General features: G+C 71.9%; 15 protein-coding genes. 7 read left to right on the top strand and 8 right to left on the bottom strand.

Features of this window, described 5'->3' with window-relative positions; translation table 11 throughout:
- The 3 genes from L0P92_RS36505 to L0P92_RS36495 form a co-directional block, all read left to right on the top strand.
- A partial coding sequence (locus L0P92_RS36505) for a TIGR03943 family putative permease subunit (protein ID WP_234767357.1) occupies nt 1-467 on the top strand: 467 nt, incomplete at its 5' end.
- A gap of 133 nt (nt 468-600) precedes the next feature.
- On the top strand, nt 601-1,344 hold the full coding sequence (locus tag L0P92_RS36500; RefSeq protein ID WP_234767356.1) for a GAF and ANTAR domain-containing protein: 744 nt from the start codon (nt 601-603) through the stop codon (nt 1,342-1,344).
- A 58-nt stretch (nt 1,345-1,402) separates the two neighbouring features.
- Nucleotides 1,403-1,678: a ribosomal protein L7/L12 gene (locus L0P92_RS36495; RefSeq protein ID WP_234767355.1), complete on the top strand. Its 276-nt coding sequence runs from the start codon at nt 1,403-1,405 to the stop codon at nt 1,676-1,678.
- Nucleotides 1,679-1,711: 33 nt separating this feature from the next.
- Here L0P92_RS36495 and L0P92_RS36490 read toward each other — a convergent pair whose 3' ends face one another.
- Nucleotides 1,712-2,497, bottom strand: coding sequence for a hypothetical protein (locus tag L0P92_RS36490; RefSeq protein ID WP_234767354.1), 786 nt, complete (start codon nt 2,495-2,497; stop codon nt 1,712-1,714).
- 117 nt (nt 2,498-2,614) lie between these two features.
- Nucleotides 2,615-3,229 (bottom strand): Uma2 family endonuclease, encoded by a 615-nt coding sequence (locus L0P92_RS36485; protein WP_234767353.1) that lies wholly within the window; start codon nt 3,227-3,229, stop codon nt 2,615-2,617.
- A 334-nt stretch (nt 3,230-3,563) separates the two neighbouring features.
- Here L0P92_RS36485 and thrS point away from each other — a divergent pair, with 334 nt between their 5' ends.
- On the top strand, nt 3,564-4,799 hold the full coding sequence (gene thrS / locus L0P92_RS36480; protein WP_234767352.1) for a threonine--tRNA ligase: 1,236 nt from the start codon (nt 3,564-3,566) through the stop codon (nt 4,797-4,799).
- Nucleotides 4,800-4,927: 128 nt separating this feature from the next.
- Entirely contained in the window at nt 4,928-5,899 is a 972-nt protein-coding gene (locus L0P92_RS36475; RefSeq protein WP_234767351.1) for a nucleoside hydrolase, read from the top strand.
- Nucleotides 5,900-5,984: 85 nt separating this feature from the next.
- Here L0P92_RS36475 and L0P92_RS36470 read toward each other — a convergent pair whose 3' ends face one another.
- Both L0P92_RS36470 and L0P92_RS36465 read right to left on the bottom strand, forming a co-directional pair.
- On the bottom strand, nt 5,985-6,815 hold the full coding sequence (locus tag L0P92_RS36470; protein WP_234767350.1) for an LAETG motif-containing sortase-dependent surface protein: 831 nt from the start codon (nt 6,813-6,815) through the stop codon (nt 5,985-5,987).
- 206 nt (nt 6,816-7,021) lie between these two features.
- Nucleotides 7,022-7,672: a DUF4142 domain-containing protein gene (locus L0P92_RS36465; RefSeq protein WP_234767358.1), complete on the bottom strand. Its 651-nt coding sequence runs from the start codon at nt 7,670-7,672 to the stop codon at nt 7,022-7,024.
- Between the two features lie 338 nt (nt 7,673-8,010).
- Here L0P92_RS36465 and L0P92_RS36460 point away from each other — a divergent pair, with 338 nt between their 5' ends.
- On the top strand, nt 8,011-8,844 hold the full coding sequence (locus L0P92_RS36460; RefSeq protein ID WP_234767349.1) for a carboxypeptidase regulatory-like domain-containing protein: 834 nt from the start codon (nt 8,011-8,013) through the stop codon (nt 8,842-8,844).
- A 71-nt stretch (nt 8,845-8,915) separates the two neighbouring features.
- Here the strand turns inward: L0P92_RS36460 and L0P92_RS36455 are convergent, their stop codons facing one another.
- Nucleotides 8,916-9,107: a hypothetical protein gene (locus L0P92_RS36455; RefSeq protein ID WP_234767348.1), complete on the bottom strand. Its 192-nt coding sequence runs from the start codon at nt 9,105-9,107 to the stop codon at nt 8,916-8,918.
- Nucleotides 9,108-9,346: 239 nt separating this feature from the next.
- Here L0P92_RS36455 and L0P92_RS36450 point away from each other — a divergent pair, with 239 nt between their 5' ends.
- Nucleotides 9,347-9,955 carry a DinB family protein gene (locus tag L0P92_RS36450; protein ID WP_234767347.1) on the top strand — a complete coding sequence of 203 codons (609 nt, stop codon included), beginning with the start codon at nt 9,347-9,349 and terminating at the stop codon, nt 9,953-9,955.
- 11 nt (nt 9,956-9,966) lie between these two features.
- Here L0P92_RS36450 and L0P92_RS36445 read toward each other — a convergent pair whose 3' ends face one another.
- From L0P92_RS36445 to L0P92_RS36435, 3 genes are all read right to left on the bottom strand, one after another.
- Nucleotides 9,967-10,155, bottom strand: a complete 189-nt coding sequence (locus L0P92_RS36445) for a hypothetical protein (protein WP_234767346.1) — start codon at nt 10,153-10,155, stop codon at nt 9,967-9,969.
- A 102-nt stretch (nt 10,156-10,257) separates the two neighbouring features.
- A complete protein-coding gene (locus L0P92_RS36440) occupies nt 10,258-10,626 on the bottom strand; it encodes a DUF6479 family protein (RefSeq protein ID WP_062721419.1) in 369 nt (122 codons plus the stop codon).
- A gap of 80 nt (nt 10,627-10,706) precedes the next feature.
- Nucleotides 10,707-11,186 carry a VOC family protein gene (locus L0P92_RS36435; protein ID WP_234767345.1) on the bottom strand — a complete coding sequence of 160 codons (480 nt, stop codon included), beginning with the start codon at nt 11,184-11,186 and terminating at the stop codon, nt 10,707-10,709.
- Between the last annotated feature and the right edge of the window lie 56 nt (nt 11,187-11,242).

Below are 11,242 nucleotides of genomic sequence, written 5' to 3'. Positions count from 1 at the left end.
CCCTCGCCCTCCTCCTCTTCCCGCCCCCCGCCCTCGGCTCCTACAGCGCCGAACGCGAGGCGGCGCAGCGTGCGGCGCAGGGCGTCGGGCGCTTCCCCGCGCTGCCGGCCGGGAACCCGGTGGAGCTGACGCTGGCGGAGTTCGGTTCACGGGCGATCTACGACAGCGGACGGTCGCTGGCGGGACGTACGGTACGGCTGACCGGCTTCGTCACCCGCGACGCCGACGGCACCTGGTACGTCACCCGCCTCCTCGTCGCCTGCTGCGCCGCCGACGCCACCACCAGCAAGGTCGAGATCCGCGGCGCGGACGCCGACGCACCGCCCGCCGACGCCTGGGTCACCGTCACCGGCACCTGGCACCCCGAGGGCGAGCTGGGCACGGACGAGGCCTGGCCGCCGGTGCTGGACGCCACCGGGGTGCGGCGGATCGGGCAGCCGGCGAACCCCTACGAGGTGCGCCGCTAGGAATGCGGTGACGACGGGGTGCCGGGGTTTTGAGGTGCGGCTCACGGGTAGTCGGGCGTCGTCCGGGGCGAGCGGTTGAGGGGCCGTTGGTCAGCCGGAATCAGCAGGCCGCTCTCGTGATGAGGAGGCTGCCGTGCGGCCCGAAGACGATCATCGTGACGAGCGGGGACGACAGCGAGCCGGTGCCGCCGACGCCATCGCCGAAGGCGTACGCGGGGCCGGTCCCGGCGAGATCCCGGCGCGGCTGTGCGATGTCGCCGTGGAGCTGCTGCCCGTGACCGGCGCGAGCGTGTCGCTGCACAGCGACGGCATGCCCGTACAACTGGGCGCGAGCGGTGCGCGGGCCGCGTATGTCACCGAGATCCAGGCCACCCTGGGCGACGGGCCCTGCCAGTGCGCCGCGGCGAGCGGAGTCCCCGTGTTCGCCTGCGATCTGACGGCGGGGCAGGACGTGCTGCGCTGGCCGGTCTTCGCCCAGGAGGCCACGGCCGTCGGGGTACGGGCGGTGTACTCGATGCCGCTCGGCAACGAGACGGTGTGCGTGGGCACGCTCGACCTCTACCGCGACACCCCCGGCGACCTCACCGACCGGGACCTGCGGACGGCGCGGGTGGTGGCCGGGATGATGACCGTGGCGCTGATGGCGTTGCCGCGGGTGGAGGACGCGGGCGAACCGGGGGACGAACGGTGGCTCAGCGGCCTCGCCACCGACCAGGACCAGGTCTACCAGGCCACCGGCATGATCATGGCCCAGCTGGGTGTCGGTACGGACGAGGCGCTGGCACGGCTGCGGGCGCACGCGTACGCGCACGCGCGCACGGCGGTGGACGTGGCGCGGGACGTGGTGGAGCACCGGCTGCGGTTCGACGAGCGGTAGCCGAGCGCAGAGGGCCGGGCAGCGGACGCGGCATTACCGGCACGTAGGATCACCGCCCATGGACATAGCGGTTCTCTTCCTCGTGCTCGCCGCCTTCTGGGGCATCATGACCATCCAGAGCAGGATTTCCCAGGCCGATCAGCGAGTTGCCCGTGTCGAGCGCAAACTCGACCTGGTCCTGGAGCACTTGGGCCTGAACGGCGAGGACCCCCGGATGGGCGAGGTCGTCTCGCTCGTGCGGACCGACAAGAAGATCCAGGCGATCAAGGTCTACCGGGAGATCACGGGAGCGGGCCTGAAGGAGGCCAAGGAGGCAGTGGACCGCCTGGGTTAGCCACCCTGACCCTGACCTGATCCTCGTGCTCGGTCAGATCTCCGCCCTGCCCCGCTTCCTGACCTCGGTGAGGCGGTGGGCGCCCAGTTCGACGGCCGCCCAGGTGGCGTCGCCCGATACCTCGCCCAGGCCGCCGTTGGTGAGGACGACCGCGTCGTCGCCCACGCGGACGACGGCGACATGGAGGGTGAGGACGGGGGCGTCGTCGTACTCGGAGACCGCGCGCAGGACGAGCCGCAGGCCCTGCCGGGCGTCGCCGGCCTCCGGCATCTCGGCGCCGGTGACCTGGACGGCCATCTGCCCGCCGCCCGCGGTCGCCGTGAACTCGCCGCACTCGCGCGGCATGCTCTCGAGCCAGGCCAACGTCCCGTCCACGGCGTCGGGCGTGTGCGCCACGACCTGGTAGCGCAGCTGGGCCTCGTCGTACAGGTCGTCCAGCCCGACCGACGCGCGGGTCGTGGCGTCGGGCCCGAGGAGTTCCTCGGCGTACAGCGCGTCGAGCAGCTTCCCGCACTCCGCCTCGGCCGCCTCTGTGCCCGCCTTCAGCATGGACTCCCGCCAGGTCGCGAACCCGTCCGTGGCGACCCACGGTTCGCCCAGATCGGCCTCACTGATCAGCGCGGCCTGGGCCTGTGCCTCGGTGAGGGTGGGCGCGGCCGCGGGGGTCGCCGGTGCGCTGGGGCTGGCCGCGGAGGAGTGCCCGCGCACGGCCGACGCCGGTCTCCCCAGGCCGGCGACGGTGTCGCAGGCGGACGCGGTCAGCAGGGTCGCCGCGCAGAGCGCCGCGGCGAGGGCGGCGCGGACCGGGGTACGGGGCATCGCGGGGCCTCCTGGGCTGGGGTCGGCGGTGCGCTCAAGATCGGGTACGTGTTCTTAAGGCACCACCCCACGGGGGCGACCACCAGTGCGCCGGGCCGTCCGGGTGACGGGGACTGATCAGCCGGCGTCGGTTTCCGGGCTCAGCATCATGTCCTTGCGGGTGTACAGCGGCAGCTCACTCGTGTCGAGTTTCCAGGTGCCCAGCTCGGTGCCGATGGCGAGCGGGGTCCCATAGGGCTGCTTGCGGAGCCGGTTCCCGTAGGCGGGCCTTCCCCCGCACGTGTCGATGCCCCACTGGTACGTCCAGGTGCCGTCACGAGGGTCGAGGATCAGGTAGTGCGCGATGCCCATCGCCGGGTAGTCGCGGCTCTTGGCCTCGTAGTCGTTGCTCGGGTTGGACGGGGAGACGATCTCGATGGCCAGGAGGATCTCGCGCGGGTCCAGCGGATCATCGGTCAGCATCGCCTCGCGGGAGGTGACGATGATGTCCGGGACCCGCAGCTTGCCGAGGGAGTCGTCGTCGGTGTCGGTGGCTTCGAAGGCACCCATGCCCTTCGGCAGCTGCGACACCAGTTGGTCACGCACGTCGGAGGCCGTGACCTGGTGACGCGGGCGCGGGCTCATCATCATCACGAGGGTGCCGTCGCTGATCTCCGGGTACGTGAAGCCGGGCGGCGGAGTGAAGTGCTCGCGCAGCTCGCGCAAGTGCCGGTAGATGGCCTGCTCGGTCATGCCGCCGTCCCCTTCGGAGCGATCACCAGACGTTCGGCCCGCGCACGCGTGCCCCGCGATCTGCTGGTGAAATCCATGCTAGCCGCGCCGCGCGACCGAACGCCCCCTGATCACCACGGCATTGGCCTCACGCGCCCCTGGGCCTAAAACACCGGGACTTCCCCCTCCACTCCCTGTTACCGTCGGCCCATGCAGCGCGCCAACCCGTCTCTCACGACGACGCCGGACCCCGTCCCGGCGCCGCGCTGACACCTGAGCGAAGAACGAAGCCCCGGGGCGAGTGCCCCGGGGCTTCGGCGTGTGGGTGCTCGTCCCTTCATCCGGAGGAGCAGCCATGCACCACGACCACCGCCGCCTCGGCCGCGAGCTCGGCCTCTTCGGCACCGATCCCCTGATGGGCGCCGGGCTGCCGTACTGGCTGCCCGACGGGGCCGTCGTACGGCACACCCTGGAGGAGTACATCCGGGAGGTGGAACGGGGGGCCGGGTACCGGCATGTGTACTCGCCCGTGCTCGGCAAGCGGGAGCTGTACGAGATCTCCGGGCACTGGGACCACTACAGCGACGACATGTTCCCGCCGATGGAGCTGGGTGCGGAGCAGGTCGTCCTGCGGCCCAGTCTCTGCCCCCACCACGCCCTGATCTACCGTTCCCGAGCCCACAGCTACCGCGAACTACCCCTCCGTATGGCCGAGTTGGGCGGCATGTACCGCTCCGAGCTGTCCGGCGTCCTCGGCGGGCTCACCCGGGTGCGGGCCATCCAGCTCAACGACGCCCATGTCTTCTGCACCCTGGACCAGGCGGTCGACGAGGCCCGCGCCGCCCTGAAACTCATCGGCCGGGCTTACGCCGATCTGGGGATCCGGGCCGTACGGCACCGTCTCTCGCTCCCGGGCGAGGGCGGGAAGTACGTCGCCGACCCGGAGCTGTGGGCGCGCGCCACCGCCCTGCTCCGCGAGGCCCTCGACGCCTCCGGCGTGCTGTACGAGGCCGTCGAGGGGGAGGCCGCGTTCTACGGTCCGAAGGTCGACGTGCAGATCGCCGACCCGGCCGGCCGCGAGGCCACCCTCTCCACCGTCCAGATCGACTTCCACCAGCCCGAACGCTTCGACCTGCACTACATCGGCCCGGACGGGGCGAAACACCGCCCGGTCATGGTCCACCGCAGCGTCATCGGCAGCGTCGAACGAGCCGTCGCCCATCTCGTCGAGCGGCACGGCGGGGCGTTCCCGGTCTGGCTCGCCCCCGTGCAGTTGCTGATCCTCCCGGTGGCGGAGGCCCAGACCGGGCCGGCGGAGAAATTGCTGCGAGGAGCCCGCCGAATGGGTCTGCGCGCCGAACTCGCCGGCCCCGAGCACGGCAGCCTGGGCGCCCGCGTCCGCGCGGCACGCCTGGTGCCGTATCAGGCGGTCATCGGGGAACGGGAGGCCGAGGCCGCAGGTGACCTCGTGGCCGTACGGCTGCGGGACGGGCGCAGGCCCGGGGTCGTGCCGGGCGCCGAGCTGGTGGACCGGATCGCCGCCCGGGCCGCGGCCCGCGGCCTCGCGCTGTGGGACGGAGACGCCGCATGACGCCGCGCGCACGCTGCCGCACGGCGACGCCATACGGCGACGCACTCCACCTGTACGACACCGTAAGGTCGGGTCCGTAGAACCCGCCACCGCAGAACCGCCACCGCACCCGTGTGAGGAGCCTCGCCGTGACCGACGCCGAAGGGCAGCCCATCCCGGTGATCATCGACTGCGACACCGGTGTCGACGACGCTCTGGCGCTGCTGTTCGCCGTACGCCATCCGGGGCTCGACGTCCGCGCCATCACCTGTGTGGCGGGCAACACCGACGTGGACGGCGTCGTACGCAACACCCTGACCGTGCTGGAGCAGGCCGGGGCCGGTGACATCCCCGTCGCGCGGGGCGCCGAGCGGCCGTTGATCGAGCCCGCCCGGTCGGCACGGCATGTGCACGGGGAGGACGGGATGGGCGACCTGGGGCTGCCCGCGCCGACCCGGGTGCCGGTCGACGTGGACGCGGTGACGCTGCTGCGCCGCGAGATCCTGGCGTCACCGCGCCCGGTGACGCTGATCCCGATGGCGCCGCTGACGAACATCGCGCTGCTGCTGCGTACCCACCCCGAGGTGGTGCGCAATATCGAGCGGATCGTGTTCATGGGCGGTGCGGTGGCCACCGGGAACGCCACGCCGGTCGCCGAGTTCAACGTGTGGCACGACCCGGAGGCGGCCGCGGTGCTGCTCACCGCCGGGGTGCCGATCACGATGTACGGGCTGGACGTCTTCAAGCGGGTGCTCGTCCCGGCGGCCGACGTCCAGCGGCTGCGCGAGAGTGCGCAGCCCCGGCTGCGGCTGGCCGGTGAACTGCTCGCCCACCGTGACCCCGCCACCTCCGGCGACCCCACCCCGACGGGCGGTCTCGGCGACGCGGGCGCGGTCTGCGCGGTCGTCGACCCCGGGGGCCTGACCACCGAGCTGCTCCCGGTCGAGGTGAGCCTGGCCCCGGGCGCCACGCGCGGTCAGACCGTCGTCGACCGCCGTCCGCGTCCCGGCGAGTCGGAGATCCACGAGGGGGAGCGCGAACTGTCCCTGGTGGACGTCGGGTTGGACGTCGACGTCGAGCGGTACGTGAAGCTGTGGCTCACGGCGGTGGAGGGCGACTAGGGCAGGGGCCCTGGGATCACGGTCACTCCGCCGCGTACACGCGAACGCCCCGGCGTCGACCGGGGCGTTCACCTTCACCATCGGGTCAGGAGCGGGCCGTACGCCGCCGCTTCGACACCACGACGAACGCCGCGCCGCCCGCCACCAGCACCACGGCGCCGAGGGCGATCGGGCCGGTCGCGCTGCTGCCGCCGGTCTCCGCGAGGTTGTCGCCGCCGCCGTTGGGGCCGGGCGCCGGGGGAGTCGTCGACTCGGAGGCCTCCGGGGTCGGGGTCTCCTCGGTGGCCGGGGGCTCGCTCGTGCAGTCCTTCGTGCCGCCGTTCCAGGCCGCGATCAGCTTGTCCTTGATGACCGGACGGTCCGGGCCCCTGGGCACGTCGCCGTGCTCGAAGCCGTCGTTCGCGGCGAGCTTGCCGTCGAACTTGACCGCGCCCCGGTACAGGTCGATCTGCGCGAAGCAGCCCGCGTCCGGGACGGCGATGTCCAGGGAGTCGGTCTGGCCGGGCTTGACCGTGACCGTGTCGAAGTCGACGAAGACCTGCTCGCCGGAGGTCGCGAAGGTCGCGCCGTGGGCGAGGTAGGAGGCGAGCGAGGCGGTGCAGGTCGTGGCGTCGGCGGCGGCGCGGACCTTGACGTGGACCTTGCCGTCGTCGGTGACCTTCAGGTTCTGGTCGTCGACCTTGACGGAGTCCTGGAAGTTCGAGCCGTCGAGCGAGAACTGGCAGCGATCGGTGGCCGTCTCGGTACCGGCACCGGTACCGGGCTGGTAGCTGCCCCCGGTCTTCCAGCCGTCGCCGCCGTGCGAACCGGTGGCCCAGGCGCCGGAGGCGGAGGCGACGGTGGCCGCGCAGAGGGCGAGCGACGCGGCGCCCGTCCCCAACAGGCGTCGCGCGATGACACGTCTCGCTATGGACATGCGTATCCCATCGTGGGGTGAGTGGTCGAAGAGAGTCGCCGGGCTCATGGATCTCGTTTGGTCACATCGGTCACAGCGATCACATGCGCCACAGCGTGAGCACATCGTCGGGCGACGGCAGAACGCTGTCAACCTGCGGGAACGCAACGCAAGTTCAAAGATCAATCACGATTCCATCACAGCGGGAAAGCGCGTGCCCGGGCGTCTCAGGGCTTCAGGGTCACCTGGGCTTCGCCCGGCGTCGGCGGGGGCGGGGTCGTGTCGTCGGCCGGGAGCCTGGGCGGGGTCGTCTCCTGGAACAGGACCTGGTCGAAGTCGACCAGCCCCGTCTTCTCCATGACCGAGATGTGGTCGAGCACGGTGTCGTTGGCCTGGTCGGCCAGTTGCCGCACGAGGGTGTTCCGCGTGGTGGAGCGGATCTTGGCGATGGTGGTGAAGATCTGGCCGTGCGTGGTGCGCAGGATGTTCGCCATGTCGCTGTCGAACTGCCTGCCGCTGTCCGCGCCGAGCGTCGCGACGAAGCCCTGCTGCTGGGGGCTGGGCCGGTTGGGCAGGGCGATGTCCAGACGCGGGGCGATCCTCCGGCAGGTGGCGTCCAGCGCGGCGTGCCCGGAGACCAGATGCCGCCCGGCCGTGCGCACCGCGTCCGTCGTCCCCTTCTGCAGCGCCATCCGCCCCACCGGGTACTCCCACAGCCCCGCCGCCCGCACCTTCACCACGAAGTCCCGGTCGGCCTCCGTCAGCGGCCCGGCCGAGGTCTGGGCGATGACTCGGTCCGGTGCGGCGGCGACGGTGGTGAAGCCGAGCATCGAGGGGTAGGCCAGGGCGGCGAGCGTGAGACTCAGCGCGCCGCCCACGAGGAGGGTTCCGGTCGCCTTGCGAGTGATGCGCACCGTGGGTTCCTCCTGTGTGGCCGGGTGGTCGTGTGGGTGTGGTCGCGTGGTGTGGTGCCGGGTGGGGTCGTACGGAGGTACGGAATCCGTGGCGCGGGAAACCTTTTGACTTGGCATCGGCTCCGTAAAGCGACGCTCAGGGGGCGGTGGTTCGCCCGTATCGGCTGACGGCCCGCGCCCGGACGGGTGGTGCGTACGGTGCGGCGGTCCCGTACGGCGGAGTGGAGCGCGCCGTTCGCCGGGCCGGCCGCGAGAATCGCGGGCAGGGGTGCCGCCGACGTGTGTGAGGAGCTCCGCCGACGATGAGCAGGTCCTGGAAGACGACGATCCTCGGTTTGCTCGCCGTCGCGGGCGTGGTGATCACGCCGGGGACGGCCTACGGCGGTGACGACCTGTGGGCGAGCGCGACCATCGAGCCCGGACGGGAGGGCATCGTCGAGGTCGGCGGCTACGCGGGGACACCGCTGGGCGCGGGCTCGGTCCTGACCCTGACGGCACCGTCGACGACGACCGTGACGGGGACGCCCTTCACGGGGCTCGGCTACCGGGGATCGGTGACGCTGGGCGGGAGTACGGGGACGTACACCTTCGAGGGAACGCCCGCTGCCGCCGACGCGCCGGAGGAGGAGCCGGAGGGGTCGCAGGGGTCGGCAGCGGTGGCCTGGAAGGACCGTAAGTACCCCTTCGTCCTGTCGGTCCCCGCGGACGCCGAGCCCGGCACCCGGCTCCCCGACTGCGCCCTGGTCCTGCGCGACGCGAACGGCACCGTACGGCAGCGGGGCACCTGCACCGTGACGGTCGGCCTGCCCGCGCCGGCCTTCTCCCGCCCTCACTCGGGCGTGCCGCTCGGCGGGCGGCCCAAGATGGTGGGGACGGCCTATCCCGGCGCCCAGGTCACCGTCCGCGACGCCCGCGAAGAGGAGATCTGCGCGACGACCACCGCGCCCAGCGGCGTCTGGTGGTGCGACCCGAGCCATGCCCTTGCGCCGGGCACGGGCCGCCTCCAGGCGACGGCGACGCTCAACGGCGTGAGCGCGACGAGCGAACAGATCGACATCCTCGTGACGGGCTCGACGGACGGCCCGGCGAAACGGCGGACGGGTACGGCGTCGGACCGCGGGGGCGGCCGGCCCTAGGGAGCCCCGCGGCGGACTCCCGCGCGCCCGGCGATCGGACCATGGGTCCGCCCATGGTCCGCCGGACAGGCCTAGCCCACCGCGCGATGGGCCTCGATCGTGCCGAGTGACGTCCCGAACAGCCCGGCGTACTCGTTCACCGCGCTCGGCGCGTCCCCGGCGCCCGAGGCCTTGTCCTTGCCCGTACGGGCGTCGAGGATCACGGAGCCGTTCTCGGTCTCGCCGTACACGGCTCCGTGGAAGACCGTGGATATGTCGGGCATCGCCGGCTCTTGACGGCCGGCGCCGTGCTCTTCCCGCCGTCCTTGGGGGAGGGCGCTGCCTCCTGGCTCCCGTCCGAGCCGTCTCCGTCGCCGCAGGCCGTCGCCAGGCTGAGCGCGAGCCCGACGGGCACGACGAAACGACCACCGCGCGTCAGTGGACGCATGTGAACTCCCCGTGAAAGCAGTCAGGGGAACGGTCGGGGAGGTCCGCTGTCAGTGCTCGGTGCCAGACTGCCCGCATGATGGCACCGGACCCGAAAGCGGACCTTCTCCGATATCTCCAGGACGCGCGCGACGCCCTCGTGTGGAAGCTCGACGGGCTCTCGGAGTACGACGTCCGACGCCCCCTGACCCCCACGGGCACCAACCTGTTGGGGCTGGTCAAGCATGTCGCCGGGGTGGAGCTCGGCTACTTCGGCGACACCTTCGGGCGGCCGTTCTTCACCGAGGGGCCGCCACCGCCCTGGTGGTACACCGAGGACGCCGAACCGAACGCCGAGATGTGGGCCACCGCGGAGGAGTCGCGGGAGGAGATCGTCGGCCTGTACCGCCGGGCCTGGAAGCACGCCGGCGAAACCATCGCGGCGTTGCCGCTCGACGCGACCGGGCACGTCCCGTGGTGGCCGGAGGAACGACGCGAGGTGACGCTGCACCACCTCATGGTGCGCGTGATCGCCGACAGCCAGCGGCACGCCGGCCACGCCGACATCGTGCGCGAACTCATCGACGGAAGCGTGGGGTACGGCAAGGGCAAGTCGGATCTGCCGCAGGGCGACCGGGCCTGGTGGGAGAGCTACCGAAGCCGACTGGAGCGCGCGGCGCGGGAGGCGGACGGGGGTAGCCGCTGAACGAGGTGCCGCTAGCGCTTCAGCGCGCGGTAGCGCCTCAGCAGATCGCTGATCCGCGCCGGGTCCTTTCGGCCGTTCAGCTCGGTCAGCAGGTCGTCGGGGCAGAGTTCGTAGAGGTCGCCCCAGAAACGGCGACCGTGGTTGTCCCAGATGCGATAGCCGCCGGGGACACCCCTGGCCACATAGCGTCGTCTGCTCAATCCGCCCCCTGCACGCCTGCCCGGACCCGTACGCCTGCGCGTGCGGGTCCGGGCAGGATGGCATCGGCGGGCCGCTGCCGTCGCCCGGATTTCCGGGGTGGCTCAGCCGTGCCCCAGACCGCCCCCGCCGAAGGACCCGCTCTTTCCGGGCAGCCAGCGCTTGCGGTGCTGGTCCTCGCTGCGCCTGCTGCCCGCATGGTGCAGCTCGTGCGGCAGGAGCCGTTCCCTGCCCTCCGCGTGCGGTACTTCGTCCGGCTCCCTGAGCTCGCGCTCCTCGTGGACCGGGCCGGTGTCGGGGAGATGCGGCTGCTCGTCCGGCGTGGGCCGGGGCAGCTCTCGATCACGGACCCGCATGCCGAGCTGCACGGCCCAGACCAGTGCGCCGGCGATGAACAGGCCACCCGCGAAGGCGGCGATCACGTTGAGTACTTCACTCGACGTGGCCGCTACTACAAACGTCGCTGTACTCATGCCCCAATTATCACCGAAACGGACGAATAAGCTCCCGATAGGACGCCCGGAAACCGCCCGTACCCCTTGCCCTCGCGGGTCTACGCGCGTTCCGTGGACGACTCCTGATCGCCCTGATCGCCCTGCCCGTCCTGCTCGCCCAGCTCGGTGAAGAGGGTCAGCTGGAGCGCGCCCGGTGCTTCGAGGCGGGAATTGAGGGAGTTCCACGGGGTGCGGGTCGGCTCCGCGAGGACCTCCGCTCCGGCCGCCGCCAGCTGAGCCGTCACGCCGGTGGAGTCGTCCACCTGGAAGGCGACCCGCACATGACCGGCCACCCGTCGGCCGACCTCGACCTCGTCGATGAACTCCGCGTGGTTCGGGTCCGTCAGCTCCAGCGTCGCCCGCCCCGCCTCGAGGATGGTGACCCGCCCGCCGGGCGACGAGAAAGCGGCACGCTCGGGCAGCCCCAGCACATCCCGGTAGAAGCGCAACGCCTCGTCGTAATCGGCCGCGGTGACGACCAGCCGCAGCTCGCGTACGGGGGGCTCGGTCGGCGTGTCGCCGCCCTGGGCATCGGACATGTCGGCTCCTCTTCGGCACGGACTCTGACCCGGACATGAACCCTGAACCCACCCAC

The sequence above is a fragment of the Streptomyces muensis genome, from assembly GCF_021474425.1.
Taxonomy (GTDB): domain Bacteria; phylum Actinomycetota; class Actinomycetes; order Streptomycetales; family Streptomycetaceae; genus Streptomyces; species Streptomyces muensis.
The sequence above is the reverse complement of the archived record's forward strand: the minus strand, read 5'-3'. Positions and strand labels throughout refer to the sequence as shown.

Coding starts and splice junctions, on each gene's coding strand:
- L0P92_RS36495 (WP_234767355.1), top strand. CDS start 1,403: ATGGACATAGCGGTTCTCTTCCTCGTGCTCGCCGCCTTCTGGGGCATC.
- L0P92_RS36490 (WP_234767354.1), bottom strand. CDS start 2,497: ATGCCCCGTACCCCGGTCCGCGCCGCCCTCGCCGCGGCGCTCTGCGCG.
- L0P92_RS36485 (WP_234767353.1), bottom strand. CDS start 3,229: ATGACCGAGCAGGCCATCTACCGGCACTTGCGCGAGCTGCGCGAGCAC.
- thrS (WP_234767352.1), top strand. CDS start 3,564: ATGCACCACGACCACCGCCGCCTCGGCCGCGAGCTCGGCCTCTTCGGC.
- L0P92_RS36470 (WP_234767350.1), bottom strand. CDS start 6,815: ATGTCCATAGCGAGACGTGTCATCGCGCGACGCCTGTTGGGGACGGGC.
- L0P92_RS36460 (WP_234767349.1), top strand. CDS start 8,011: ATGAGCAGGTCCTGGAAGACGACGATCCTCGGTTTGCTCGCCGTCGCG.
- L0P92_RS36455 (WP_234767348.1), bottom strand. CDS start 9,107: ATGCCCGACATATCCACGGTCTTCCACGGAGCCGTGTACGGCGAGACC.
- L0P92_RS36450 (WP_234767347.1), top strand. CDS start 9,347: ATGATGGCACCGGACCCGAAAGCGGACCTTCTCCGATATCTCCAGGAC.
- L0P92_RS36440 (WP_062721419.1), bottom strand. CDS start 10,626: ATGAGTACAGCGACGTTTGTAGTAGCGGCCACGTCGAGTGAAGTACTC.
- L0P92_RS36435 (WP_234767345.1), bottom strand. CDS start 11,186: ATGTCCGATGCCCAGGGCGGCGACACGCCGACCGAGCCCCCCGTACGC.